The sequence below is a fragment of the Salmonella sp. SAL04214 genome (assembly GCF_046550615.1).
Taxonomy (GTDB): domain Bacteria; phylum Pseudomonadota; class Gammaproteobacteria; order Enterobacterales; family Enterobacteriaceae; genus Salmonella; species Salmonella enterica.
In genome coordinates, this window is sequence record NZ_JBGDXT010000005.1 from 39,594 (window position 1) to 64,382 (window position 24,789).

Annotated in this window: 28 protein-coding genes; 18 read left to right on the forward strand and 10 right to left on the reverse strand. The window is 53.6% G+C overall.

What is annotated here, in order from left to right:
• Positions 1–36 precede the first annotated feature (36 nt).
• The 8 genes from tcyN to ACLJQD_RS10320 all read right to left on the reverse strand — a co-directional run bounded on the left by tcyN (position 37) and on the right by ACLJQD_RS10320 (position 7,871).
• A complete protein-coding gene (gene tcyN / locus ACLJQD_RS10285) occupies positions 37–789 on the reverse strand; it encodes an L-cystine ABC transporter ATP-binding protein TcyN (RefSeq protein ID WP_001273043.1) in 753 nt (250 codons plus the stop codon).
• The gene (gene tcyL / locus ACLJQD_RS10290; protein ID WP_001158238.1) at positions 786–1,454 is read right to left on the reverse strand and encodes a cystine ABC transporter permease; all 669 of its coding nucleotides are present in this window, start codon (positions 1,452–1,454) and stop codon (positions 786–788) included. Before tcyL ends, tcyN begins: the two co-directional genes overlap by 4 nt.
• A 20-nt stretch (positions 1,455–1,474) precedes the next feature.
• Positions 1,475–2,461 carry a D-cysteine desulfhydrase gene (dcyD, locus tag ACLJQD_RS10295; RefSeq protein ID WP_017441846.1) on the reverse strand — a complete coding sequence of 329 codons (987 nt, stop codon included), beginning with the start codon at positions 2,459–2,461 and terminating at the stop codon, positions 1,475–1,477.
• Between the two features lie 153 nt (positions 2,462–2,614).
• Positions 2,615–3,415, reverse strand: a complete 801-nt coding sequence (gene tcyJ, locus ACLJQD_RS10300; protein ID WP_017441845.1) for a cystine ABC transporter substrate-binding protein — start codon at positions 3,413–3,415, stop codon at positions 2,615–2,617.
• Between the two features lie 146 nt (positions 3,416–3,561).
• On the reverse strand, positions 3,562–4,113 hold the full coding sequence (fliZ, locus tag ACLJQD_RS10305) for a flagella biosynthesis regulatory protein FliZ (RefSeq protein ID WP_000218080.1): 552 nt from the start codon (positions 4,111–4,113) through the stop codon (positions 3,562–3,564).
• Positions 4,114–4,171: 58 nt separating this feature from the next.
• Complete coding sequence (locus tag ACLJQD_RS10310) at positions 4,172–4,891, reverse strand: RNA polymerase sigma factor FliA (protein WP_001087453.1); 720 nt, start codon at positions 4,889–4,891, stop codon at positions 4,172–4,174.
• A gap of 196 nt (positions 4,892–5,087) precedes the next feature.
• Positions 5,088–6,293, reverse strand: coding sequence for a flagellin lysine-N-methylase (fliB, locus tag ACLJQD_RS10315; protein WP_017441844.1), 1,206 nt, complete (start codon positions 6,291–6,293; stop codon positions 5,088–5,090).
• Positions 6,294–6,371: 78 nt separating this feature from the next.
• Positions 6,372–7,871, reverse strand: coding sequence for a FliC/FljB family flagellin (locus ACLJQD_RS10320; protein WP_000079802.1), 1,500 nt, complete (start codon positions 7,869–7,871; stop codon positions 6,372–6,374).
• A 256-nt stretch (positions 7,872–8,127) separates the two neighbouring features.
• On the opposite strand from ACLJQD_RS10320, the gene fliD reads away from it, so the two are divergent.
• From fliD to amyA, 4 genes are all read left to right on the forward strand, one after another.
• Entirely contained in the window at positions 8,128–9,531 is a 1,404-nt protein-coding gene (gene fliD / locus ACLJQD_RS10325; RefSeq protein WP_017441843.1) for a flagellar filament capping protein FliD, read from the forward strand.
• Between the two features lie 14 nt (positions 9,532–9,545).
• Positions 9,546–9,953, forward strand: a complete 408-nt coding sequence (gene fliS, locus ACLJQD_RS10330) for a flagellar export chaperone FliS (RefSeq protein WP_000287764.1) — start codon at positions 9,546–9,548, stop codon at positions 9,951–9,953.
• The gene (gene fliT, locus ACLJQD_RS10335; protein ID WP_000204899.1) at positions 9,953–10,321 is read left to right on the forward strand and encodes a flagella biosynthesis regulatory protein FliT; all 369 of its coding nucleotides are present in this window, start codon (positions 9,953–9,955) and stop codon (positions 10,319–10,321) included. Before fliS ends, fliT begins: the two co-directional genes overlap by 1 nt.
• A 71-nt stretch (positions 10,322–10,392) precedes the next feature.
• A complete protein-coding gene (gene amyA / locus ACLJQD_RS10340) occupies positions 10,393–11,877 on the forward strand; it encodes an alpha-amylase (protein ID WP_017441842.1) in 1,485 nt (494 codons plus the stop codon).
• A 39-nt stretch (positions 11,878–11,916) separates the two neighbouring features.
• Here amyA and yedD read toward each other — a convergent pair whose 3' ends face one another.
• Positions 11,917–12,330 carry a lipoprotein YedD gene (yedD, locus tag ACLJQD_RS10345; RefSeq protein WP_000754694.1) on the reverse strand — a complete coding sequence of 138 codons (414 nt, stop codon included), beginning with the start codon at positions 12,328–12,330 and terminating at the stop codon, positions 11,917–11,919.
• Positions 12,331–12,515: 185 nt separating this feature from the next.
• Between yedD and yedE the strand changes: the two genes are divergently transcribed.
• The 3 genes from yedE to ACLJQD_RS10360 all read left to right on the forward strand — a co-directional run bounded on the left by yedE (position 12,516) and on the right by ACLJQD_RS10360 (position 14,603).
• Complete coding sequence (gene yedE, locus ACLJQD_RS10350; RefSeq protein WP_001662379.1) at positions 12,516–13,721, forward strand: selenium metabolism membrane protein YedE/FdhT; 1,206 nt, start codon at positions 12,516–12,518, stop codon at positions 13,719–13,721.
• Positions 13,718–13,951, forward strand: coding sequence for a sulfurtransferase-like selenium metabolism protein YedF (gene yedF, locus ACLJQD_RS10355; RefSeq protein ID WP_000790504.1), 234 nt, complete (start codon positions 13,718–13,720; stop codon positions 13,949–13,951). Before yedE ends, yedF begins: the two co-directional genes overlap by 4 nt.
• Positions 13,952–14,216: 265 nt before the next feature.
• On the forward strand, positions 14,217–14,603 hold the full coding sequence (locus ACLJQD_RS10360; RefSeq protein WP_077905751.1) for a hypothetical protein: 387 nt from the start codon (positions 14,217–14,219) through the stop codon (positions 14,601–14,603).
• Between the two features lie 121 nt (positions 14,604–14,724).
• Here ACLJQD_RS10360 and fliE read toward each other — a convergent pair whose 3' ends face one another.
• Positions 14,725–15,039, reverse strand: coding sequence for a flagellar hook-basal body complex protein FliE (fliE, locus tag ACLJQD_RS10365; protein ID WP_000719042.1), 315 nt, complete (start codon positions 15,037–15,039; stop codon positions 14,725–14,727).
• 216 nt (positions 15,040–15,255) lie between these two features.
• Here fliE and fliF point away from each other — a divergent pair, with 216 nt between their 5' ends.
• The 11 genes from fliF to fliP all read left to right on the forward strand — a co-directional run bounded on the left by fliF (position 15,256) and on the right by fliP (position 24,786).
• A complete protein-coding gene (gene fliF, locus ACLJQD_RS10370; RefSeq protein ID WP_001276833.1) occupies positions 15,256–16,938 on the forward strand; it encodes a flagellar basal-body MS-ring/collar protein FliF in 1,683 nt (560 codons plus the stop codon).
• Positions 16,931–17,926, forward strand: a complete 996-nt coding sequence (fliG, locus tag ACLJQD_RS10375) for a flagellar motor switch protein FliG (RefSeq protein WP_000067735.1) — start codon at positions 16,931–16,933, stop codon at positions 17,924–17,926. The genes fliF and fliG overlap by 8 nt, the downstream gene beginning before the upstream one ends.
• The gene (gene fliH, locus ACLJQD_RS10380; protein ID WP_000064158.1) at positions 17,919–18,626 is read left to right on the forward strand and encodes a flagellar assembly protein FliH; all 708 of its coding nucleotides are present in this window, start codon (positions 17,919–17,921) and stop codon (positions 18,624–18,626) included. The genes fliG and fliH overlap by 8 nt, the downstream gene beginning before the upstream one ends.
• Positions 18,626–19,996: a flagellar protein export ATPase FliI gene (gene fliI / locus ACLJQD_RS10385; protein WP_000213257.1), complete on the forward strand. Its 1,371-nt coding sequence runs from the start codon at positions 18,626–18,628 to the stop codon at positions 19,994–19,996. Before fliH ends, fliI begins: the two co-directional genes overlap by 1 nt.
• 21 nt (positions 19,997–20,017) lie before the next feature.
• On the forward strand, positions 20,018–20,461 hold the full coding sequence (gene fliJ / locus ACLJQD_RS10390; RefSeq protein ID WP_000046981.1) for a flagellar export protein FliJ: 444 nt from the start codon (positions 20,018–20,020) through the stop codon (positions 20,459–20,461).
• Complete coding sequence (gene fliK, locus ACLJQD_RS10395; RefSeq protein ID WP_017441841.1) at positions 20,458–21,681, forward strand: flagellar hook length control protein FliK; 1,224 nt, start codon at positions 20,458–20,460, stop codon at positions 21,679–21,681. Before fliJ ends, fliK begins: the two co-directional genes overlap by 4 nt.
• A 104-nt stretch (positions 21,682–21,785) precedes the next feature.
• Positions 21,786–22,253, forward strand: a complete 468-nt coding sequence (gene fliL, locus ACLJQD_RS10400) for a flagellar basal body-associated protein FliL (RefSeq protein WP_000132169.1) — start codon at positions 21,786–21,788, stop codon at positions 22,251–22,253.
• 4 nt (positions 22,254–22,257) lie between these two features.
• A complete protein-coding gene (fliM, locus tag ACLJQD_RS10405) occupies positions 22,258–23,262 on the forward strand; it encodes a flagellar motor switch protein FliM (RefSeq protein WP_000502811.1) in 1,005 nt (334 codons plus the stop codon).
• A complete protein-coding gene (fliN, locus tag ACLJQD_RS10410; protein WP_001282111.1) occupies positions 23,259–23,672 on the forward strand; it encodes a flagellar motor switch protein FliN in 414 nt (137 codons plus the stop codon). The genes fliM and fliN overlap by 4 nt, the downstream gene beginning before the upstream one ends.
• Positions 23,672–24,049, forward strand: a complete 378-nt coding sequence (gene fliO / locus ACLJQD_RS10415; RefSeq protein WP_000978280.1) for a flagellar biosynthetic protein FliO — start codon at positions 23,672–23,674, stop codon at positions 24,047–24,049. Before fliN ends, fliO begins: the two co-directional genes overlap by 1 nt.
• Positions 24,049–24,786: a flagellar type III secretion system pore protein FliP gene (gene fliP / locus ACLJQD_RS10420; protein ID WP_001253411.1), complete on the forward strand. Its 738-nt coding sequence runs from the start codon at positions 24,049–24,051 to the stop codon at positions 24,784–24,786. Before fliO ends, fliP begins: the two co-directional genes overlap by 1 nt.
• Positions 24,787–24,789 lie beyond the last annotated feature (3 nt).

Consider the following 24,789-nt stretch of genomic DNA (forward strand, 5'->3'; position numbering starts at 1 on the left):
GAGGCACGGCTAATTCGGGCGAGCGTTGAAAAGGCATTATTTCACTAAAAATTTCTCAAGGAACTGGCGGGTACGCGGATGCTGAGGGTCGGCGAACAAGGTTTTCGCCGGCCCCTGCTCAACGATTTGCCCCTGATCCATAAATATCGCCCGGTCAGCCACGTCACGCGCAAAGCCCATTTCGTGAGTAACGATCACCATCGTGCGCTTTTCCTGCGCCAGCTGGCGAATCGTATTAAGCACCTCGCCGACTAATTCAGGATCAAGCGCCGACGTCGGCTCATCAAACAGAATCACTTCCGGGCGCATCGCCAGCGCGCGTGCAATCGCCACGCGCTGCTGTTGCCCGCCCGACAGGCGGCGCGGATAACGGGTCTCTTTACCGGCCAACCCGACTTTGGCTAACAGTTCCCGCGCCAGCGCCGTCGCCTCGGCTTTCGGCTCTCCCTTTACAATCACCGGACCTTCAATGATATTTTCCAGCACGGTACGATGCGGGAACAGGTTAAAACTCTGAAAGACAAAGCCGACATGCTGGCGTAGCTGGCGAATCAACCCTTTTTGCTGGCTGAATGAGCGGGCGGTATCGATGATAATATCGCCCACTTTAATGGTGCCCGCTTCCGGTTGTTCCAGCAGGTTAATACAGCGTAATAACGTTGTCTTCCCTGAGCCGCTCGGGCCGATAATGGCGACGACTTCTCCGGGCTTCACCTCAAGGTCGATACCGTGCAGCACCGTTTGACCATGAAATTTTTTTACCAGGTTGGTGACTTCGATCGCACTCATTTTGGCTCTCTCTCCTGGCGGTTAAGCTGGTTTTCAAAATAGTTTTGCAGTGCCGATAAGACGGTCGCCATTACCCAGTAGATTAACGACGCGGCCAGATACATGGTAAACACCTCCAGCGTTCGCGAGGTAATTAACTGCGCCTGGCGGAACAACTCCGGCACCTGAATCGTCGCAGCGAGCGACGTATCTTTCACCAGGCTGATAAAGCTGTTGCTCAACGGCGGAAGCGCGACGCGAGCCGCCTGCGGCAAAATAGCGCGACGTAGCGTTTGCCACGGCGTCATGCCAATGCTCGCCGCCGCTTCCCATTGTCCCTTGTCGATAGCCGAGATCGCCGCACGCAGCGTCTCGGACGTATAAGCCGCGGTATTGAGCGATAAACCAATCATCGCCGCCGGGATAGGGTCCAGCTCAATACCAAATTGCGGCAGGCCGTAATAGATCATAAATAACTGGGCGATAAGCGGCGTACCGCGAAAAATCGAGATATAAAAGCGCGCCAGCCAGCGAACCGGCCATAGCGGAGACATCCGCATCAGCGCCAGCACAAATCCCAGCAGCAGACCAAAAAACATACCGCCAATACTCAGTTGCAGGGTAAAGACGGCGCCTTTAAGCAAATACGGCAGCGATTCAATAACCAGTTGGATACTTTCTTGCATTCGCGTTGATTACCTGGAGGTTATACATGAGGATGGTAGGCAAACAGCGCAGGCGCCCCACCGGTGTGAATAAAGAGAATCGGCCCGTCATCGTTAAAGCGTCTCTGGCTGATGCCGTCTATCAGACCCGCCATCGCTTTACCGGTATATACCGGATCCAGCAGCACTCCCTCCAGGCTCGCCAGCAGTTTCACCGCCTCCATCCCCGCGTCATTTGGCACGCCGTAACCCGGGGCAAAATAGTCATCCCATAAATGAATATCCGCCGTCGCCGTCAGCGCCAGCTGACCGGCAATAGCCTGCTGCAAGGCAATCACTTTGGGTTTCTGCTCGGCGACAGAACGTGAAACGGTCACGCCAATCAGTTCGACATCCGGCATCAGATGTTCCAGCCCGACAGCTAACCCGGCGTGCGTTCCGGCGCTGCCGGAGGCCACCACCACCGAAGAGAGCCCGACGACCTCTTCACACTGCTGGGCGATTTCCAGGGCGCTCTCTACGTATCCCATTGCGCCCAGCGCGCTGGAGCCGCCGACCGGAATCACATAGGGCCTGAACCCTTGCGCTTCAATGCGCGTCGCCAGCGTTTGCAGCTGCGCATCCGGATCGGTTAGCGCATCGCACATCTCAATTTGCGTATTAAATAAATCCAGTAACAGGCGATTACCATTCGTCAGGTAATTTTCCGCGGTGGTACCGATTGGATTTTCCAGCAAGGCGACGCAATGCAGCCCCAATTTGGCCGCGACTGCCGCCGTCTGACGGACATGGTTTGACTGAATCGCCCCTGCGGTTATCAGCGTATCCGCCCCTTCTCGCAGCGCGTCGGCCACCAAAAACTCCAGCTTGCGCAGTTTATTGCCGCCCATTGCAATGGGCGTAACATCATCGCGCTTAATGTAAATCTCACGGCCAAGATAATCAGACAATCGCGGCAGGTATTCGAGCGGGGTCGGCGCGCCGATAAACTCCAGGCGAGGGAAGCGCGTTAAGTGATGTAGTGGCATTGAGCCTCCGGTAACGTTGTGGTGTGTTCTTTTTATTATGCACGTTGATCTAACGGAAATAAAAAAGGCGCCGATTCACGCGCCTCCGTTTGCTGACATAGTATGAGGTTGATATTGCCCGGCGGCGCACTGCCTGCCGGGCAACGTAGAGCATTATTGGGTCACGTCAGCGCCAAACCATTTTTCAGAGAGGGCTTTTAAGGTGCCATCTTTTTGCATTTCCGCAATGGCGTTATCTACCGCCTTCAGCAAGTCTTCGTTGCCTTTACGTAACGCAACGCCGGACTCCTGACGCGAAAACGCATCACCGGTGACGGCCAGCGTACCTTTGGTTTTTTTCACCAGATCCAGCGCCGCCAGACGATCGACTAAAATCGCGTCAATACGGCCTACGCGCAGATCCTGATATTTTGTAGGATCATCGTCATAGGTACGGATATCCACGCCCTGCACATATTGACGTAGCCACTCTTCATAGTTAGTCCCCAGCCCAACGCCGACTTTTTTGCCCTGCAGATCGGCCGCCGTTTTGATCGTGCCTTCATTGCCTTTTTTCACCAGCGCCTGAACGCCGGAGACAGTATAAGGCGTAGAGAAATCATATTTTTTCTTGCGGACGTCTGAAATCGTGACCTGGTTTATCACCACATCAATGCGTTTAGCGTCCAGCGACGCCAGTATTCCGTCCCATTTGGTCGGCTTCAACGACGCTTTAACGCCCAGGTGTTTTGCCAACGCCTCGGCGAAATCGACTTCAAAACCGGTTAATTTGCCGTCTTCGCCCTGAAAACTAAACGGCGGATAGGTACCTTCCAGCCCTACCAGCAGCGTGCCGCGTTCTTTAACTTTGTTCAGCAAACCCTCATCGGCAAAGCTCTTCGCGCTCATTCCCGCCACCAGCGCTACAGCCATTACTCCCATCAGTGCCTGACGTCCCAGCAGTGCTAATTTCATAGTAACCCCGAATATTGCCGTTAATGACCATAGACTGTGTCCCGCCATGGCGCATCGTCACGTCTCGCGAACCTTTGGGGGACTCAGCCTAATGTAGAAGGTTTGCCACGTTTCACCAACACGACTCTGCTACATCTTATGCTTTTTTAATATATATCAGAACTGGCGGTAAAGGGGGATTTCTGTCTGGGCGCAATCTGCTGATGCGCTTTATATTGCTGGTATTTACGTAGTGCGATACGGTAATTATTGGTGCTGGTTTCCGGCAACCATGGCGCCAGGCTTTCATCGAGAAAACCGTCCTGCAGCAGATCGTGGGAAATGTTTTGCTCGCTGAGGTAGTTGCCAAGACGTCGTAAACGCACGACATATTCCCGCACCGTGCCATGGCTCATCTCGGTTTGTTCAAACAAATACTGTTTGAAACCGATAATATCGAAAAAATCACTCTGCTTTTTGCAGTGCAAATCGCCGCAAAAGCGACACAGCGCCACCCACTCCTTCTGCTCCCGCTGCCAGGCAGCGTCGTCAAGTAGCATATCCAGCTGTGAAATAGCGATTTTATTAACGATCTTGCCACGGCGAACCAGCGTAATGCGGTCGAGCAATTTGTGACAATGCGCGCAATGCGTCTGGCTGTGTTTAAAGTCTTTAAGATAGCGGCTCAAGGGCCGCCTTTTAGGTTGCTGCACCGTCATGAGAACTCCTGGTAGTCTATACGTTGTGCGGCACTTTTCGGGTGCGACCATGCGCGACCTATAACTTACCCAGTTTGGTGCGTAATCGTTTGATGGCCTGACTATGCAACTGGCTGACCCGCGATTCGCCAACTTCCAGTACCGCGCCAATCTCTTTGAGATTGAGCTCTTCCTGGTAATACAGCGTTAACACCAGTTGCTCGCGTTCCGGCAGCGATTCAATCGCATCCATTACCCGCTGTCGCAGGTCGCCCTCCAGCAGTTGATGTAACGGGTTTTCCTGTTGATGTTCTTCAGTCACCAGTTCGATGCTATCGCCATGCTCTTCCCGCCACTCATCGTAAGAGAAAAGTTGGCTGTTGTTGGTATCGAGCAACATCTGACGATACTCCGCAACAGGGATGCCAAGACGTTCCGCCACTTCGGTTTCCGTCGCATTACGCCCCAGTTCCTGCTCCAGTTGTCCCATCGCCTGCGCCACTTCGCGGGCATTACGCCGGACGCTACGCGGCACCCAATCGCGGCTGCGTAATTCATCCAGCATCGCCCCACGAATACGCTGCACTGCGTAAGTGGTAAATGCCGTTCCTTGCAAAGCGTCATATCGGTCGACCGCATTTAATAACCCGATGCCGCCCGCTTGTAGCAGATCGTCCAGTTCCACGCTCGCCGGCAATCGCACCTGCAGGCGCAATGCTTCGTGACGCACCAGCGGTACATAACGCTGCCACAGCGAGTGTTTATCCATTACACCTTCAGCGGTATACAGTGAATTCACGATAAACAGCCCTGCGTTAAATGAGTTATCGGCATGATTATCCGTTTCTACAGAGGGTTCTATCGAAGGAATAAGGCTATAAAAGAAGGGTTATTTCACTTATGTAACCTGTAGCGCCTTTTTCGCGGCTAAAAGAGCAGAATAAAATCAGCCAGATAGGACAAACGGGATGCGCAAGCGCCCACCCCGAATAAAACTATGTCAGAAGATGAATCATCGACAGATCGTCGCCAGTACGCACCGTTTCTATATGGCGATGAAAGTTCTTCGCCACCTCGCTGTTATGCTGGCTGCGGGAGTGAAAACTATACACAATATTGGTAACGTCATCCCACTCAAGCCGCCCGCGCTCATGCACGCTGGCTGCCGTTAATAGCTTAATAAACGCATATTCCGCCACGATAATATACAGCGCGCGTAACGGGTCGACATTCGGCTGGTTGGGGAAATTATTTTCCCAAATTTTATAGAGAATTAAATTTCTGAAAGCCCAGTTCTTCTGCTGCTCATCCGCCTGTAAACAGCGCGCTAATGAGGACTCAATATCGCTAACCTTCTGCTCCATTGAAACGCCCTCTTCCGCCGTCAGCACCCGCAGAAGGCACTGGATGTAGTGATCGAGGATAACACTGCCACGATTAAGCGGGAGCGAGCGGAAATAGTTCTGCATCTGCAATACCAGCGAGGTTTTTACCTTGCTATCCGGCGCGATATTCATCAACTCCTGCGCCAACACGCCGGTCTGCAACTGTTCAAGTAACGCGGCATACACCTGTTCCAGTTCGCCCAGCGCGGCATCATCAATTTTGGCAAATTTCTGTGCATACATGACGAATTTAATCAACGCATAGAGCGCGGCTTCCGTACTGCTGTTGGCATGGTTGATCAGACTCAGGCAAAACAGATTGAGTAACTTTTGCTGCGCTGGGAATAACGGCGCAGTATTGAATGTCTGCTGAATGATTGTTTTTTCGCTGAGTGCCATTGCGTCAGGATCGTTTAAAATGCGGGACGTCACCTCCGGGCAGGCAAGACTCAGAGAGTTACGCACCTCATTTTTATAGGTATGATGCGCCCGCGGGAAAGAGGAACAGGTATGACTTAATGCCTTTGCGCCTAACGTTTTTTGCACCCGGCACAGACGGTCCTCATCCAGATAAGGGCAATTCCCCAGCGCCGAAGGCAGCTTAATTTCCCCCCAGTGGCTGTTGTTCTTTTTCAGCAGGATAATATGGTCTTGCGCGATGGTACGAATCGCCGTGTCTTTACTGGCGAGATACTTTTTGACCGTCGTCTTATCCAGCGTGATTTTCCAGCCCTTACAACAGTGATCGCGGCAGGCCGAGCCAGAACAGGAAAAGTGGGTGACAAAGGCAGGTTCAGTGACGGTGATTTCTTTCATTACACAGGCTCCGGAATTAAAAAAGGCAGCTTTCGCTGCCTTGATTGTGTACCACGTGTCGGTGAATCAATCGCCGGATTAACGCAGTAAAGAGAGGACGTTTTGCGGAACCTGGTTCGCCTGCGCCAGAACGGAAGTACCAGCCTGCTGCAGAATCTGCGCGCGAGACATGTTGGAGACTTCGGTCGCGTAGTCGGAATCTTCGATACGGCTACGGGCAGAAGACAGGTTGTTTACGGTATTGCCCAGGTTGGTGATAGCGGAGTTGAAACGGTTCTGAACCGCACCCAGGTCAGAACGCAGCGCATCCACCTGCGCCAAAGCAGCATCAATTTTCTGCAGCGGGTTTTCGGTAGTTGTAGCAGCCGCTTCCGCCAGATCAGGCTGTGCTTTGAAGTTGTGACCAGCGGCTTTGCTGGCATTGTAGGTTTTACCGTCGATAGAAACAACTTCAGTTTTACCGTCTGCGCCACCCAGTTGGTTTAGTGCAGTTTTAGTGTTGCCGTCTTTATCGGTATAAGAAGTACTATTAATACTATAGCTGCCGTCTTTTTCTTTAGTTGCAGCATAGTAGTCATCACCTACTTTAATACCGTATCCACCATCAATAGTTTTACCATTCTTATCAGTGTACGACATTTTCACTACCGTCGCAGCTTCTGCAACCGCATCAGCAATACCACTCGCTTTTAAGGCATCCTGAACACTACTTGATGCTTTCAGCGGTTTTTCATCAATAGTTTTTTCAACTTCAACTGCATTCGTTGGTTTTGCTTCTTTAGTCGCACCAGTTGCTAAAGAAACATTACCGTCAGCATCGACGTCAGCTTTGTAGAAACCAGCATGCGCTGCTTTATCCGTAGTATCAGTAAAATCAACCTCTACATAGTAATTTTTGCTATCTGCATCATAGTAGACTTTACCATCTTTAACGCTACCGGTTTCTGTCGTTGTACCAGTAATACCAGCTTTTAATGTAGCACCAGTAATTCCAGCAGTTTTTAAATCAAGAGATTGAGTAACGCCAGTGCTATCAACATCATATTTTTTCTGCACATTCAGCGTATCCAGACCCAGGGTCTGAGAGTTGATCTGCTTCAGATCGATATCGATAGTTTCACCGTCGTTGGCACCAACCTGGATGGTCAGGGTGTTGTCCTGCGCCAGGACTTTCACGCCGTTGAACTGAGTCTGGCCGGATACACGGTCGATTTCGTTCAGGCGCTGGGTGATTTCAGCCTGGATGGAGTCGAGGTCAGACTGGGAGTTGGTGCTGTTAGCAGACTGAACCGCCAGTTCACGCACACGCTGCAGGTTGTTGTTGATTTCGTTCAGCGCGCCTTCAGTGGTCTGCGCAATGGAGATACCGTCGTTAGCGTTACGGGAAGCCTGAGTCAGACCTTTGATGTTCGCGGTGAAACGGTTAGCAATCGCCTGACCTGCCGCATCGTCTTTCGCGCTGTTGATACGCAGACCGGAAGACAGACGCTCGATAGCGGTGCCCAGAGCGGACTGGGATTTGTTCAGGTTATTCTGGGTCAACAGCGACAGGCTGTTTGTATTAATGACTTGTGCCATGATCTTTTCCTTATCAATTACAACTTGATGTTATTGGGCTGTTGCCCACGGTTTCTCACCGTAACCCTTGTATCGGCACCTGAATTTCGAACTTTAGAAAATTTTTCACTTCCCCCGATCTTTTTCTTAGGCGGCGAAATAGCCGCTTTATGCATCATTATTCCGCGCATTATTTTTGCAAAATTATCATTAAACTTTGCCTCCAGATTGCCGATAACGCGCTTAACTACTGTTTGCAATCAAAAAGGAAGAAGGCATGGCTTCAATTTCATCATTAGGTGTGGGATCAAACTTACCGTTAGACCAGTTGTTGACAGACCTGACAAAGAACGAAAAAGGACGCTTAACGCCAATTACCAAACAGCAGAGCGCGAATTCGGCAAAGCTAACCGCCTATGGCACATTGAAAAGCGCATTAGAAAAATTCCAGACGGCAAATACCGCGTTAAATAAAGCGGATTTATTTAAGTCTACCGTGGCGTCCAGCACGACGGAGGATCTCAAAGTCAGTACCACCGCTGGCGCTGCCGCAGGGACTTATAAGATTAACGTAACCCAGCTTGCCGCCGCACAGTCGCTGGCGACAAAAACCACCTTCGCGACCACCAAAGAGCAGTTGGGCGATACGTCGGTCACGTCCCGGACAATTAAAATTGAACAGCCGGGACGTAAAGAGCCGCTGGAAATTAAGCTGGATAAAGGCGACACCTCCATGGAGGCGATCCGTGACGCCATCAATGACGCCGACAGCGGTATCGCCGCCAGCATCGTTAAGGTCAAAGAGAACGAATTCCAGTTGGTGCTTACCGCCAATAGCGGTACCGACAATACGATGAAGATCACGGTGGAAGGCGATACAAAACTTAACGATTTACTCGCTTATGACAGCACCACCAATACCGGCAATATGCAAGAGCTGGTGAAAGCAGAAAACGCGAAGCTGAACGTAAACGGCATCGACATTGAACGTCAGAGCAATACCGTAACCGACGCCCCTCAGGGAATTACGCTCACCCTGACGAAGAAAGTGACCGACGCGACCGTGACGGTAACGAAAGATGATACCAAGGCGAAAGAGGCGATTAAATCCTGGGTGGATGCCTATAACTCGCTGGTGGATACCTTTAGCTCGTTAACCAAATATACCGCCGTTGAGCCGGGCGAAGAAGCCAGCGATAAAAACGGCGCGCTGTTAGGCGATAGTGTGGTTCGTACTATCCAGACCGGGATTCGGGCACAATTTGCCAATAGCGGCAGTAATTCTGCGTTCAAAACAATGGCGGAAATTGGCATCACTCAGGATGGGACTTCCGGCAAACTGAAGATTGATGATGATAAGCTGACCAAAGTACTGAAAGATAACACAGCCGCAGCGCGTGAGCTGTTGGTAGGTGATGGTAAAGAAACGGGCATCACCACCAAAATTGCCACCGAAGTGAAAAGTTATCTGGCGGATGACGGCATTATTGATAATGCGCAGGACAACGTTAACGCCACGCTGAAAAGCCTGACAAAACAGTACCTGTCCGTTAGCAACAGCATCGATGAAACCGTTGCCCGTTACAAGGCCCAGTTTACCCAACTGGATACCATGATGAGTAAGCTGAATAACACCAGTACTTATTTGACCCAGCAATTTAATGCTATGAACAAGTCCTGATAACAGAGGTTACCATGTACACCGCGAGCGGTATCAAAGCTTATGCGCAAGTCAGCGTGGAAAGCGCCGTGATGAGCGCCAGCCCGCATCAGTTGATTGAAATGTTGTTTGATGGCGCGAATAGCGCTCTGGTGCGCGCTCGCCTGTTTTTAGAACAAGGCGATGTTGTCGCGAAAGGTGAAGCGTTAAGCAAAGCCATCAATATTATCGATAACGGGCTGAAAGCCGGCCTCGATCAGGAAAAAGGCGGTGAGATTGCGACGAATCTTTCCGAGCTATACGACTATATGATTCGCCGTTTACTGCAGGCTAATTTGCGTAACGACGCTCAGGCCATCGAAGAAGTGGAAGGGTTACTCAGCAATATTGCAGAAGCCTGGAAGCAGATTTCACCGAAAGCATCTTTCCAGGAGTCTCGTTAATGACCTCAACCGTGGAGTTTATCAACCGTTGGCAGCGTATTGCGCTGCTCAGTCAATCGCTGCTTGAACTTGCGCAGCGAGGTGAATGGGATCTCTTACTGCAACAAGAGGTCTCCTATCTGCAAAGTATTGAAACGGTGATGGAAAAGCAAACTCCACCGGGCATTACGCGAAGTATTCAGGATATGGTCGCCGGATACATCAAACAAACGCTGGATAATGAGCAGCTCCTGAAAGGGCTGCTGCAACAGCGACTGGATGAACTCAGTAGTTTGATCGGACAATCCACCCGCCAAAAATCACTCAACAACGCTTATGGGCGTCTTTCCGGTATGTTACTCGTGCCAGACGCGCCTGGCGCCTCATAATATTTTCCCGTCTCGTATGAAAATTCTTCCATACTCCAGAGGTCGGCTAAACGACTTCTGGAGCACGGAAGATGAAAAACCCCACGTTATTGCAGTACTTCCACTGGTATTATCCCGACGGCGGAAAACTCTGGTCTGAGCTGGCGGAACGTGCTGATGGGCTGAATGATATCGGTATCAATATGGTCTGGCTACCGCCCGCCTGTAAAGGCGCCTCCGGCGGCTATTCCGTAGGCTATGATACCTACGACCTGTTTGACCTCGGCGAATTTGACCAAAAAGGAACTATCGCAACAAAGTACGGCGATAAACGCCAGTTACTGACGGCGATAGACGCGCTCAAAAAAAATAATATTGCGGTGCTGCTCGACGTCGTCGTGAACCACAAAATGGGAGCAGACGAAAAAGAACGTATTCGCGTTCAGCGCGTGAATCAGGATGACCGCACGCAAATCGATGACAACATCATTGAATGCGAAGGCTGGACGCGCTACACCTTCCCTGCCCGCGCGGGCCAGTATTCCAACTTTATTTGGGACTATCACTGTTTCAGCGGCATTGATCACATCGAGAATCCCGACGAAGACGGCATTTTTAAGATCGTCAATGACTATACCGGCGATGGCTGGAACGATCAGGTTGATGATGAGATGGGTAATTTCGACTATCTGATGGGTGAAAATATCGATTTTCGCAATCACGCGGTTACGGAGGAGATTAAATATTGGGCTCGTTGGGTCATGGAACAAACCCACTGTGACGGCTTTCGCCTGGACGCGGTAAAACATATACCCGCCTGGTTTTATAAAGAATGGATTGAGCATGTACAGGCGGTTGCGCCAAAACCGCTGTTTATTGTCGCAGAATACTGGTCGCATGAAGTAGATAAACTGCAAACGTACATCGATCAGGTCGACGGGAAAACCATGCTGTTCGACGCGCCGTTGCAGATGAAATTTCACGAGGCCTCGCGCCAGGGCGCGGAGTATGACATGCGCCACATTTTCACCGGCACGCTGGTAGAAGCCGACCCTTTTCATGCGGTGACGCTGGTCGCTAACCACGATACACAACCGTTACAGGCGCTGGAAGCGCCGGTAGAACCCTGGTTCAAACCATTGGCCTATGCGCTGATCCTGCTTCGTGAAAACGGCGTGCCGTCAGTGTTTTATCCCGATTTATACGGCGCCAGCTATGAGGATAGCGGCGAAAATGGCGAGACCTGTCGGGTCGACATGCCGGTGATTAACCAACTGGATCGGCTGATCCTTGCTCGTCAGCGTTTTGCGCACGGTATACAAACTCTCTTTTTCGATCATCCTAACTGTATCGCCTTTAGTCGCAGCGGTACTGAAGAGAACCCAGGCTGTGTGGTTGTACTTTCCAATGGCGACGACGGTGAAAAAACCCTCCTGCTCGGCGACAATTACGCTAACAAGACCTGGCGTGATTTTCTGGGAAACCGCAATGAGCATGTTGTAACTAATGATCAAGGCGAAGCGACGTTCTTCTGCAACGCAGGCAGCGTCAGCGTGTGGGTCATTGAGGACGTGTGATGAGCGCTCCCGGCGGCAGAGCGCTGCCGGGAAGCGAAATTACGGCAGCGGCGTCGGCAGCGGCGTTTTTTCTAACGCGGCGGCGCACTCCGGCGTCGGACGAGCGACCCGTTGCAGCGTCATGCCATCATATTCCAGGGTATTCCCGTCGCGCTCAATTTCATAGAGCTCACGCTTAACCGTAACATTGGTTAAGTCATCGGAGAGCATGGTCAGCTTGCCCGGCAGAGCAATAACGCGCTGCCATTGGCGGCAGTCCAGCGTATCGCCTTCTTTAGTCACTACCAGGCTGGCGATAGCTTCAGGGCTCACCAGCTTACGTTGCGGGCCTTTTGACTGCCAGTACCCTTCCAGACCGGCCGGCGCGGGCGTTTTCACCACATCATTATAGTTTTCCACCTCGGCGCATCCGGCCAGAACCAGCAATGCGCCAACGATCGCTACTTTTTTCATCATTCATCCTGCATCAGAAGAAAGAGGAATTGTGGCATTAAAGCCCTGACGCCGCCAGCCTTTCCAGGCGCTGGCCGCAATTTGATCCAGTCGGTATTACCGCTTATTAGGTGTAGGCAAATTCTGTGATCGGTGTAGTATGCGCACTTCTTGTTTCACACCTTCTGAGTTCAGAGGCTAAACACATGTCATGGCAACACTTCAAGCAAACCTGGTTAATTAAATTCTGGGCGCCGGCCCCTGCGGTGATCGCAGCCGGTATTCTCTCTACCTACTATTTTGGCATCACCGGCACGTTCTGGGCCGTGACGGGCGAATTTACCCGCTGGGGCGGGCAAATTTTGCAGCTTTTTGGCGTTCATGCCGAACAGTGGGGCTACTACAAGCTGATTCATCTGGAAGGTACGCCGCTGACGCGTATCGACGGCATGATGATCCTCGGCATGTTCGGCGGCTGTTTCGCCGCAGCGCTGTGGGCCAACAACGTAAAACTGCGTATGCCGCGCAGCCGAATCCGTATCGTACAGGCGGTGGCCGGAGGCATTATCGCTGGCTTCGGCGCGCGTCTGGCGATGGGGTGTAACCTGGCCGCCTTTTTTACCGGGATCCCGCAGTTCTCCCTACACGCGTGGTTCTTTGCGCTGGCGACCGCTATCGGTTCCTGGTTCGGCGCCCGCTTTACGTTGCTGCCGATATTTCGCATACCGGTGAAAATGCAAAAGGTCTCCGCGGCTTCGCCACTGACGCAGAAACCGGATCAGGCAAGACGGCGTTTCAGGCTCGGTATGCTGGTCTTTATCGGCATGATTGGCTGGGCGTTATTAACGGCAATGCATCAGCCGAAACTGGGGCTGGCGATGCTGTTCGGCGTCGGGTTTGGGCTGCTGATCGAGCGCGCGCAAATCTGCTTTACCTCGGCCTTTCGCGATCTGTGGATCTCCGGACGCGCCCATATGGCGAAAGCGATTATTTTCGGCATGGCGGTCAGCGCCATTGGTATTTTCAGCTACGTGCAGTTGGGCGTTGCACCTAAAATTATGTGGGCTGGCCCGAATGCGGTCATTGGCGGACTGCTGTTCGGTTTTGGCATCGTGCTGGCGGGCGGCTGCGAAACCGGCTGGATGTACCGCGCCGTAGAAGGCCAGGTGCATTACTGGTGGGTGGGCCTCGGCAATGTCATCGGTTCGACCATCCTGGCTTACTACTGGGATGATTTCGCGCCCGCGCTGGCGACCAGTTGGGATAAAGTTAACCTGCTGAATACCTTTGGTCCGCTGGGGGGGCTGCTGGTCACCTACCTGTTATTATTTGCCGCGCTGATGTTAATTATCGGCTGGGAAAAACGTTTTTTCCGCCGTGCGGGGCTGACGCCTGCTAAGGAATCTGTATGAAAAATATCGTCCCTGATTACCGTCTGGATATGGTTGGCGAACCTTGCCCGTACCCGGCGGTCGCCACTCTGGAAGCGATGCCGCAGCTAAAAAAAGGTGAGATCCTGGAAGTGGTGAGCGACTGTCCGCAGTCCATTAATAATATTCCACTGGATGCGCGCAATCACGGCTATACGGTGCTGGATATCCAACAGGATGGCCCAACAATTCGTTATCTGATTCAAAAATAAGCGCATACTCCCGCTGTACGTTACGGCGGGAGACCTTTTTACGGCATAACCGGCAAAAATCTACAACGCATAAAAGAAATCAGACAAGGTCGTCTTGTGCGCCGTGGCATAAATCTATTATATAACGTATACCGTTTTAATTTTGTCTGAGCCGATGAAAAACCCAGGGTTATTTTAATCAAAACATAAAATAATTATTATTTTCCCTCTACGTCATAAAAGACTATCAGGTATTTATATTTTTACTCACTGACATTATCAGGTGATCATTTATTTATGCACAGCAGAAGCCAAAAAAATGATAAAAATTATTTTCATCTCCATTATTGGAGTCGTCTGTCTTGCCGCTGCCCGTTACTCACCCGTCACAGTGGTCAATGCACATCCGAGCGTCATTGCCCGCTGTCTCGCTGATAATCTGTCCCCGTATGGGTATATACTGGATCTCCATGAAACAGATATTCCAGGCATTAATAAAGAATTTACCGTGTATTATCGCAACGGCGCATATATTGCAGGAACATTCTGGATTGCAAACTCAATGACAATAGCGTCAGAACGAATAGTAGGAATGAATGGCGTCAGTAAACAGGCGTACCCTATTTTTAATAAGTCCCTGCAACAATGTGCAACCCGCTTATCAATAAAATGAGCGCGCCTCGCAAAAAACAAGCCCACATAATCACGCACTGGTTGCATGGGCGTCGCGTCCCCCGCCGCTGACTTAGGTAAGCGCCCGGGAGTTCGCTGCGGATGTGTTGTCAGCCCAAGGCTTAAACCTGCATGGACATGACTTCCTGATACGCGGCGACCAGCTTGTTGCGCACCTGAATCCCCATTTGCATGGAGACGGACGCTTTTTGCATATCGGCCATCACGTCATTAAGCGCAATGCCCGGCTCACCCAGAGTGAATTTTTCCGCCTGAACGCGCGCCGCCGTTTGTCTGTCGCTAATACGATCCAGCGCAGCATGTAGCTGGCCGGCAAAACTCACCGTCGACTGCGAGTGTGTTTCTTGCCCGCTTGCGGCCATCGCCGTCGCCTGTAACTGGCTAATAACCCCTTCAATCCCCTGTATTGCTGCCATGCTATTCCCCTGGATGATTTTTTACGCAGCAGAGATTACCAGTTTGTCAATAAGATAAAGGCGTTAAATAACGATAAAAAACCTCGGTTTTTAGCGCATAGAAAAATTCGAAACCACAAATAATGAGACCGTCAATTTTTCGAGTTTGCTGACCCGGGAGTGAGTCTTGTTCCACTTTGCAAAAAACGCCGTCCACGATCAGTCACGAGGTGCGAGATGAGTGCGACTGCATCGACTGCAACCCAACCTAAACCTCTCGAGTGGCTTAATCGCCTACGCGCGAATCCCCGAATTCCGTTAATTGTGGCGGGTTCCGCTGCCGTGGCGATCGTCGTTGCGATGGTGCTGTGGGCCAAAACGCCCGATTACCGCACGCTATTTAGCAACCTTTCCGATCAGGACGGCGGCGCGATCGTCGCGCAGTTGACCCAGATGAATATCCCCTATCGCTTTGCCAATGGCAGCGGCGCGATTGAAGTGCCCGCCGACAAAGTGCATGAACTGCGTCTGCGTCTGGCGCAGCAGGGACTGCCTAAAGGCGGCGCGGTAGGCTTTGAACTGCTTGATCAGGAAAAATTCGGTATCAGCCAGTTCAGCGAGCAGGTGAATTATCAGCGCGCGCTGGAAGGTGAACTGGCCCGGACGATCGAGACGCTGGGTCCGGTAAAAAGCGCCCGCGTTCACCTGGCGATGCCAAAGCCGTCGCTATTTGTGCGGGAACAAAAATCCCCTTCTGCTTCCGTCACCGTCACACTTGAACCGGGACGGGCACTGGATGAAGGACAAATTAGCGCCGTGGTACATCTGGTTTCCAGCGCTGTCGCCGGTTTGCCGCCAGGAAACGTCACTCTGGTCGATCAATCCGGTCATCTGCTCACGCAATCCAATACCAGCGGTCGCGACCTTAATGACGCGCAATTAAAATTTGCTAATGATGTGGAAAGCCGTATCCAACGCCGTATCGAAGCCATTCTGTCGCCTATCGTCGGGAACGGTAATGTTCACGCTCAGGTAACCGCCCAGTTGGATTTTGCCAATAAAGAGCAGACGGAAGAGCACTACAGCCCGAACGGCGATGCGTCGAAGGCCACCCTGCGTTCACGTCAGTTGAATATTAGCGAACAGGTAGGCGCGGGCTATCCCGGCGGCGTGCCTGGCGCGCTGTCGAACCAACCAGCGCCGCCTAACGAGGCGCCGATCGCCACGCCGCCGACCAATCAACAAAACGCGCAGAATACGCCACAAACCAGCACCAGTACCAACAGTAACAGTGCTGGCCCGCGCAGTACACAGCGTAATGAAACCAGTAACTATGAAGTGGACCGCACCATTCGTCACACCAAAATGAATGTGGGCGATATTGAGCGTCTCTCCGTGGCCGTCGTGGTGAATTACAAAACGCTGGCAGATGGCAAACCGCTGCCATTGACCGCCGATCAGATGAAACAGATCGAGGATCTAACCCGTGAAGCGATGGGTTTTTCTGATAAACGCGGCGATACGCTAAACGTGGTGAATTCACCGTTTAGCGCAGTGGATGACACCGGCGGCGAACTGCCCTTCTGGCAACAGCAGTCCTTTATCGATCAGTTGCTCGCGGCAGGTCGCTGGTTGCTGGTGCTGGTGGTGGCCTGGATTCTGTGGCGCAAAGCGGTACGTCCGCAGTTGACGCGCCGTGTTGAAGAAGCGAAAGCGGCGCAGGAACAGGCGCAGGTTCGCCAGGAAACCGAAGAAGCCGTGGAAGTACGCCTTAGCAAAGACGAGCAGCTCCAGCAACGCCGGGCTAATCAGCGTCTGGGCGCTGAGGTGATGAGCCAGCGTATTCGCGAAATGTCAGACAACGATCCGCGCGTGGTGGCGCTGGTCATTCGCCAGTGGATGAGTAACGATCATGAGTAATCTTAGCGGTACCGATAAAAGCGTCATTTTGTTGATGACCATTGGCGAAGACCGGGCGGCAGAGGTGTTTAAGCACCTCTCCACCCGCGAAGTGCAGGCGCTAAGTACAGCGATGGCTAACGTGCGTCAGATCTCCAACAAACAACTGACGGACGTACTATCAGAGTTTGAGCAAGAAGCGGAGCAGTTCGCCGCGCTGAATATTAACGCCAACGAATACCTGCGCTCCGTACTGGTTAAAGCGCTGGGCGAAGAACGCGCCTCCAGCCTGCTGGAAGATATTCTGGAAACGCGCGATACCACCAGCGGTATCGAAACGCTCAACTTTATGGAACCGCAGAGTGCCGCCGACCTGATTCGCGACGAGCACCCGCAGATTATCGCCACCATTCTGGTCCACCTCAAACGCAGTCAGGCCGCCGATATTCTGGCGCTGTTTGACGAGCGTCTGCGTCATGATGTGATGCTGCGTATCGCGACATTTGGCGGCGTACAGCCGGCGGCGCTGGCGGAGTTGACCGAAGTGCTGAATGGCCTGCTCGACGGTCAGAACCTGAAACGCAGCAAAATGGGCGGCGTAAGAACCGCGGCGGAAATTATCAACCTGATGAAAACGCAGCAGGAAGAAGCGGTTATTACCGCTGTGCGCGAATTCGACGGCGAACTGGCGCAGAAAATCATCGACGAGATGTTCCTGTTCGAAAATCTGGTGGATGTGGACGATCGCAGTATCCAGCGTCTGTTGCAGGAAGTGGATTCCGAATCGCTGCTGATCGCTCTGAAAGGCGCCGAACCACCATTACGCGAGAAGTTCCTGCGCAATATGTCCCAGCGCGCCGCCGATATCCTGCGCGACGACCTTGCCAACCGTGGCCCGGTTCGTCTGTCTCAGGTGGAAAACGAGCAGAAAGCGATTCTGCTTATTGTGCGTCGTCTGGCGGAAACCGGCGAAATGGTGATTGGCAGCGGCGAGGATACCTATGTCTAATGAACTGCCGTGGCAAGTCTGGACCCCCGACGATCTCGCCCCGCCGCCGGAGACGTTTGTGCCGGTTGAGGCTGATAACGTGACCTTGACAGACGATACGCCGGAGCCCGAACTCACTGCCGAACAGCAGCTGGAGCAGGAGCTGGCGCAGCTAAAAATACAGGCCCATGAACAAGGTTATAACGCCGGGCTGGCGGAGGGACGGCAAAAAGGACACGCGCAGGGATATCAGGAAGGGTTAGCGCAGGGACTGGAGCAAGGACAAGCCCAGGCGCAGACGCAGCAGGCGCCGATTCATGCCCGTATGCAGCAGTTAGTGAGCGAGTTTCAGAACACGCTTGACGCGCTCGATAGCGTTATCGCCTCACGGCTGATGCAAATGGCCCTGGAGGCTGCGCGTCAGGTCATCGGCCAAACGCCGGCGGTAGACAACTCAGCGCTGATTAAACAGATCCAACAACTGTTGCAGCAAGAGCCGCTCTTTAGCGGCAAGCCGCAGTTGCGCGTGCATCCGGACGACTTACAGCGGGTGGAAGAGATGCTGGGCGCCACGCTCAGTCTTCACGGATGGCGGTTACGCGGCGATCCAACGTTGCATCACGGCGGGTGTAAAGTCTCTGCCGATGAGGGCGATCTGGACGCCAGCGTCGCTACTCGCTGGCAAGAGTTGTGTCGCCTGGCGGCGCCGGGAGTGCTCTGATGACCACGCGTCTGACCCGCTGGCTTACCGCGCTCGACAACTTTGAAGCAAAAATGGCGTTATTGCCGGCGGTGCGTCGTTATGGACGTTTAACTCGCGCCACTGGCCTGGTACTGGAGGCCACCGGTCTCCAGCTTCCGCTGGGCGCCACCTGCATTATTGAGCGCCAGGACGGCCCTGAAACCAAAGAGGTGGAATCGGAAGTCGTCGGTTTTAACGGCCAGCGTCTGTTTTTAATGCCGCTGGAAGAGGTCGAAGGCATTCTGCCCGGTGCCCGCGTTTACGCCCGTAACGGGCATGGCGACGGTCTGCAAAGCGGCAAACAGTTACCGCTCGGCCCGGCCCTGCTTGGTCGGGTGCTGGATGGCGGCGGTAAACCGCTCGACGGACTGCCTGCGCCGGATACGCTGGAAACCGGCGCGTTAATCACGCCGCCGTTTAACCCGCTACAGCGAACGCCAATCGAACATGTGCTGGATACCGGCGTACGCGCTATCAACGCGTTGTTAACCGTAGGGCGCGGTCAGCGTATGGGACTCTTTGCCGGTTCCGGCGTCGGTAAGTCGGTTCTGCTTGGCATGATGGCGCGCTACACGCGGGCGGACGTGATTGTCGTGGGACTTATCGGCGAACGTGGCCGCGAAGTTAAAGATTTTATCGAAAATATTCTCGGCCCCGACGGCCGCGCGCGTTCGGTGGTGATCGCCGCCCCGGCGGATGTTTCGCCACTGCTGCGAATGCAGGGCGCCGCCTATGCCACCCGCATCGCCGAAGACTTTCGCGATCGCGGACAGCATGTGTTGCTGATTATGGATTCGCTGACGCGCTATGCGATGGCACAGCGTGAAATTGCGCTGGCAATCGGCGAACCGCCAGCCACCAAAGGTTATCCGCCCTCGGTGTTCGCAAAGCTGCCGGCGCTGGTCGAACGTGCCGGTAATGGCATCCACGGCGGCGGCTCTATCACCGCGTTTTATACCGTGTTGACCGAGGGGGACGACCAACAAGATCCCATTGCCGACTCGGCACGCGCAATCCTCGACGGGCACATTGTCTTGTCCCGCCGCCTGGCGGAAGCCGGGCACTACCCGGCCATTGATATCGAGGCGTCAATCAGCCGGGCAATGACCGCGCTCATTACCGAGCAGCACTATGCGCGGGTACGACTATTTAAACAGTTGCTTTCCAGTTTCCAGCGTAACCGCGATCTGGTCAGCGTCGGCGCCTATGCCAAAGGCAGCGATCCGATGCTCGATAAAGCCATTACCTTATGGCCGCAACTGGAAGCGTTTTTACAGCAAGGCATTTTTGAACGGGCCGACTGGGAGGACTCTCTTCAGGCGCTCGATTTAATTTTCCCGACGGTGTGATAAAGCAGGAGGGCGACGATCATGGCACAACATGGCGCTCTGGAAACACTCAAAGATCTGGCCGAAAAAGAGGTAGATGATGCGGCGCGTTTACTGGGCGAAATGCGTCGCGGCTGCCAACAGGCGGAAGAACAGCTCAAAATGCTGATCGATTATCAGAATGAGTATCGCAGTAATTTGAACACCGATATGGGCAACGGCATCGCCAGTAATCGCTGGATCAACTATCAGCAGTTTATTCAGACACTGGAAAAGGCGATAGAGCAGCATCGCCTCCAGCTTACGCAGTGGACGCAAAAAGTCGACCTGGCGCTGAAGAGCTGGCGTGAGAAAAAGCAGCGACTTCAGGCCTGGCAAACCTTACAGGACCGACAAACCGCGGCAGCGCTGTTAGCTGAAAACCGCATGGATCAGAAAAAGATGGATGAATTTGCTCAGCGTGCAGCAATGAGGAAACCCGAATGATCACCCTGCCCCAACTGATCACCACCGATACCGACATGACCGCGGGTCTGACGTCAGGAAAAACCACCGGTTCAGCCGAGGACTTTCTGGCGCTCCTGGCGGGCGCGTTAGGCGCAGACGGCGCACAGTGCAAAGACGCCCGCATCACGCTGGCCGATTTACAGGCGGCAGGCGGCAAGTTATCGAAAGAGCTACTGACCCAACATGGCGAGCCGGGCCAGGCGGTGAAGCTTGCCGACCTGCTGGCGCAAAAAGCGAATGCGACGGATGAAACGCTTACCGATCTGACACAAGCGCAGCATCTACTGTCTACGCTAACGCCATCGTTGAAAACCAGCGCTCTGGCCGCATTGAGTAAAACGGCGCAGCATGATGAGAAAACGCCCGCGCTGAGCGATGAGGATCTTGCCAGTCTGAGCGCCTTATTCGCCATGCTGCCCGGACAACCTGTCGCGACGCCTGTCGCCGGAGAGACGCCGGCTGAAAATCACATCGCCTTGCCGTCACTGTTGCGCGGCGACATGCCATCGGCGCCGCAGGAAGAGACACATACGCTCTCTTTTAGCGAGCATGAAAAAGGGAAAACCGAGGCGTCGCTTGCGCGCGCCAGCGACGATCGCGCCACGGGTCCAGCACTGACGCCGCTGGTGGTCGCTGCCGCCGCGACCAGCGCGAAAGTGGAGGTGGATAGCCCGCCCGCGCCAGTAACGCATGGCGCGGCAATGCCAACGCTCAGCAGCGCCACGGCGCAACCGCAACCGCTACCTGTCGCCTCAGCCCCGGTACTCAGCGCGCCGTTAGGCAGCAATGAATGGCAGCAAACGTTCAGTCAGCAGGTCATGTTATTTACGCGTCAGGGACAGCAAAGCGCGCAGCTTCGATTGCATCCGGAAGAGTTAGGTCAGGTGCATATTTCGCTCAAGCTGGATGACAATCAGGCGCAGCTCCAGATGGTATCGCCGCACAGCCATGTCCGCGCCGCGCTGGAAGCCGCCCTGCCCATGTTGCGCACTCAGTTGGCGGAAAGCGGCATTCAGTTGGGACAAAGCAGTATCAGTAGCGAAAGCTTTGCCGGACAGCAGCAGTCTTCATCGCAACAACAGTCTGCCCGCGCCCAACACCCGGACGCGTTTGGCGCTGAAGATGACATAGCGTTAGCGGCGCCGGCCTCGCTTCAGGCCGCCGCGCGCGGCAATGGCGCAGTGGATATCTTCGCCTAACGCCAGAGGTAGCATGATTATCCGCGTCTTTTCCACGCTTTGTCGTGGACAGGACACGGGATAATCAGCCAATAAGCAGTACCGAAACAGGAAGCCCGTATCAGATGACTGACTCCGCGATTAACAAAAAGAGCAAACGCTCGATTTGGATACCTTTGCTGGTGTTGATTACCCTCGCCGCCTGCGCGACCGCCGGTTATAGCTACTGGCGTATGCAGCAGCAACCGACCACGAACGCTAAAGCGGAACCGGCTCCGCCGCCCGCGCCGGTATTTTTTGCGCTGGATACGTTTACCGTCAATTTGGGCGATGCGGATCGCGTGTTGTATATCGGCGTGACCCTGCGTCTGAAAGACGAAGCGACGCGCGCGCGATTAAATGAATATCTGCCGGAAGTGCGCAGCCGTCTGCTGTTGTTGTTTTCCCGTCAGAATGCCGCCGAGCTCTCAACAGAAGCTGGCAAACAAAAACTGATTGCCGCCATTAAAGAGACGCTGGCCGCGCCGCTCGTTGCCGGACAACCAAAACAGGTCGTCACTGACGTGCTTTATACAGCTTTTATTCTGCGGTAACGATATGGGCGATAGTATTCTTTCTCAGGCTGAAATCGATGCGCTGTTGAACGGCGACAGCGACACCAAAGACGAACCCACTCCCGGTATCGCAAGCGATAGCGATATTCGCCCTTACGATCCCAATACCCAGCGTCGCGTCGTGCGTGAACGCTTGCAGGCGCTGGAGATTATTAACGAGCGTTTCGCACGCCAGTTCCGGATGGGATTATTTAACCTGCTGCGCCGCAGCCCGGATATTACCGTGGGCGCCATACGTATTCAGCCGTATCACGAATTTGCGCGTAACCTGCCGGTACCGACCAACCTGAACCTGATCCACCTGAAGCCGCTACGCGGCACCGGGCTGGTGGTGTTCTCGCCGAGTCTGGTGTTTATTGCCGTCGATAACCTGTTCGGCGGCGACGGCCGTTTTCCGACCAAAGTCGAGGGCCGCGAGTTTACCCATACGGAACAGCGTGTCATCAACCGTATGCTGAAACTGGCGCTGGAAGGCTATAGCGACGCATGGAAAGCCATTAATCCGCTGGAAGTGGAGTATGTGCGTTCCGAAATGCAGGTGAAATTTACCAATATCACTACCTCGCCGAACGATATCGTCGTCAATACGCCGTTTCATGTGGAGATCGGCAATCTGACCGGTGAATTTAACATCTGTCTGCCATTTAGCATGATCGAGCCGCTGCGTGAGCTGTTGGTGAATCCGCCGCTGGAAAACTCGCGCCATGAAGATCAGAACTGGCGTGATAACCTGGTACGCCAGGTTCAGCACTCTGAACTGGAGCTGGTGGCCAATTTTGCCGATATTCCGTTACGTCTTTCCCAGATTTTGAAGCTGAAACCCGGCGATGTACTGCCGATTGAAAAACCCGACCGCATTATTGCTCATGTGGACGGCGTTCCGGTACTCACCAGCCAATATGGCACCGTAAACGGACAGTATGCGCTACGCGTAGAACATTTGATCAACCCAATTTTGAATTCGCTGAATGAGGAACAGCCCAAATGAGTGACATGAATAATCCGTCCGATGAGAATACTGGCGCATTGGATGATCTGTGGGCTGACGCGTTAAACGAGCAAAAAGCGACCACCAATAAAAGCGCCGCCGACGCGGTTTTCCAACAGCTTGGCGGCGGCGATGTCAGCGGTGCTATGCAGGATATCGATCTGATTATGGATATCCCGGTCAAACTGACCGTAGAGCTGGGCCGCACGCGAATGACCATTAAAGAACTGTTGCGTCTGACGCAGGGGTCGGTCGTCGCGCTGGACGGGCTGGCGGGCGAGCCGCTGGATATCCTGATTAATGGCTACCTGATTGCCCAGGGTGAAGTGGTCGTCGTGGCGGATAAATACGGCGTACGTATCACCGATATTATTACGCCATCCGAGCGTATGCGTCGTTTGAGTCGTTAATGATGAAGACAGAAGCCACGGTTTCTCAGCCCACCGCGCCAGCCGGATCGCCGCTCATGCAGGTGAGCGGCGCATTAATTGGCATTATTGCGCTCATTCTGGCGGCGGCCTGGGTGATTAAGCGTATGGGATTCGTACCAAAAGGAAATAGCGTCCGGGGACTCAAGGTGTCAGCCAGCGCCTCGCTTGGCCCGCGCGAACGCGTGGTGATTGTCGAGGTCGAAAATGCGCGTCTGGTACTGGGCGTGACCGCCTCGCAGATCAACCTGCTGCACACCCTCCCGCCCGCGGAGAATGACACGGAAGCACCCGTTGCCCCACCGGCGGATTTCCAGAACATGATGAAGAACTTACTCAAGCGTTCCGGGAGATCCTGATGCGCCGTTTGTTATTCCTTTCTCTGGCGGGTCTGTGGCTTTTTAGTCCCGCCGCTGCTGCGCAACTGCCGGGGCTTATCAGCCAACCATTAGCGGGCGGAGGCCAAAGCTGGTCATTATCCGTCCAGACGCTGGTTTTCATCACCTCGCTGACGTTTCTGCCGGCGATTTTACTGATGATGACGAGCTTCACGCGTATCATCATTGTTTTTGGCCTGTTGCGTAACGCGCTGGGCACGCCCTCGGCACCGCCAAACCAGGTGTTACTCGGACTGGCGTTGTTTTTGACCTTTTTTATTATGTCGCCCGTCATTGACAAGATTTACGTGGACGCTTACCAGCCGTTTAGCGAGCAGAAAATTTCTATGCAGGAAGCGCTGGATAAAGGCGCGCAACCGTTACGCGCGTTCATGCTGCGCCAAACCCGCGAAGCCGATCTGGCGCTGTTTGCCCGTCTGGCCAATAGCGGTCCGTTACAGGGACCGGAAGCAGTACCGATGCGTATCCTCCTGCCCGCTTATGTCACCAGCGAATTAAAGACGGCATTTCAGATCGGTTTTACGATTTTCATCCCTTTTTTGATTATCGACCTGGTGATCGCCAGCGTATTGATGGCGTTAGGGATGATGATGGTGCCGCCAGCGACAATCGCCCTACCGTTTAAGCTGATGCTGTTTGTGCTGGTCGATGGTTGGCAATTGCTTGTGGGGTCGCTGGCCCAAAGCTTTTACAGTTAGAGG

Bases quoted from the DNA above. Each gene is read 5' to 3' on its own strand.
- tcyN (WP_001273043.1), bottom strand. From the start codon at position 789: ATGAGTGCGATCGAAGTCACCAACCTGGTAAAAAAATTTCATGGTCAA.
- tcyL (WP_001158238.1), bottom strand. From the start codon at position 1,454: ATGCAAGAAAGTATCCAACTGGTTATTGAATCGCTGCCGTATTTGCTT.
- dcyD (WP_017441846.1), bottom strand. From the start codon at position 2,461: ATGCCACTACATCACTTAACGCGCTTCCCTCGCCTGGAGTTTATCGGC.
- tcyJ (WP_017441845.1), bottom strand. From the start codon at position 3,415: ATGAAATTAGCACTGCTGGGACGTCAGGCACTGATGGGAGTAATGGCT.
- fliZ (WP_000218080.1), bottom strand. From the start codon at position 4,113: ATGACGGTGCAGCAACCTAAAAGGCGGCCCTTGAGCCGCTATCTTAAA.
- fliB (WP_017441844.1), bottom strand. From the start codon at position 6,293: ATGAAAGAAATCACCGTCACTGAACCTGCCTTTGTCACCCACTTTTCC.
- ACLJQD_RS10320 (WP_000079802.1), bottom strand. From the start codon at position 7,871: ATGGCACAAGTCATTAATACAAACAGCCTGTCGCTGTTGACCCAGAAT.
- fliD (WP_017441843.1), top strand. From the start codon at position 8,128: ATGGCTTCAATTTCATCATTAGGTGTGGGATCAAACTTACCGTTAGAC.
- fliS (WP_000287764.1), top strand. From the start codon at position 9,546: ATGTACACCGCGAGCGGTATCAAAGCTTATGCGCAAGTCAGCGTGGAA.
- fliT (WP_000204899.1), top strand. From the start codon at position 9,953: ATGACCTCAACCGTGGAGTTTATCAACCGTTGGCAGCGTATTGCGCTG.
- amyA (WP_017441842.1), top strand. From the start codon at position 10,393: ATGAAAAACCCCACGTTATTGCAGTACTTCCACTGGTATTATCCCGAC.
- yedD (WP_000754694.1), bottom strand. From the start codon at position 12,330: ATGAAAAAAGTAGCGATCGTTGGCGCATTGCTGGTTCTGGCCGGATGC.
- yedE (WP_001662379.1), top strand. From the start codon at position 12,516: ATGTCATGGCAACACTTCAAGCAAACCTGGTTAATTAAATTCTGGGCG.
- yedF (WP_000790504.1), top strand. From the start codon at position 13,718: ATGAAAAATATCGTCCCTGATTACCGTCTGGATATGGTTGGCGAACCT.
- fliE (WP_000719042.1), bottom strand. From the start codon at position 15,039: ATGGCAGCAATACAGGGGATTGAAGGGGTTATTAGCCAGTTACAGGCG.
- fliF (WP_001276833.1), top strand. From the start codon at position 15,256: ATGAGTGCGACTGCATCGACTGCAACCCAACCTAAACCTCTCGAGTGG.
- fliG (WP_000067735.1), top strand. From the start codon at position 16,931: ATGAGTAATCTTAGCGGTACCGATAAAAGCGTCATTTTGTTGATGACC.
- fliH (WP_000064158.1), top strand. From the start codon at position 17,919: ATGTCTAATGAACTGCCGTGGCAAGTCTGGACCCCCGACGATCTCGCC.
- fliI (WP_000213257.1), top strand. From the start codon at position 18,626: ATGACCACGCGTCTGACCCGCTGGCTTACCGCGCTCGACAACTTTGAA.
- fliJ (WP_000046981.1), top strand. From the start codon at position 20,018: ATGGCACAACATGGCGCTCTGGAAACACTCAAAGATCTGGCCGAAAAA.
- fliK (WP_017441841.1), top strand. From the start codon at position 20,458: ATGATCACCCTGCCCCAACTGATCACCACCGATACCGACATGACCGCG.
- fliL (WP_000132169.1), top strand. From the start codon at position 21,786: ATGACTGACTCCGCGATTAACAAAAAGAGCAAACGCTCGATTTGGATA.
- fliM (WP_000502811.1), top strand. From the start codon at position 22,258: ATGGGCGATAGTATTCTTTCTCAGGCTGAAATCGATGCGCTGTTGAAC.
- fliN (WP_001282111.1), top strand. From the start codon at position 23,259: ATGAGTGACATGAATAATCCGTCCGATGAGAATACTGGCGCATTGGAT.
- fliO (WP_000978280.1), top strand. From the start codon at position 23,672: ATGATGAAGACAGAAGCCACGGTTTCTCAGCCCACCGCGCCAGCCGGA.
- fliP (WP_001253411.1), top strand. From the start codon at position 24,049: ATGCGCCGTTTGTTATTCCTTTCTCTGGCGGGTCTGTGGCTTTTTAGT.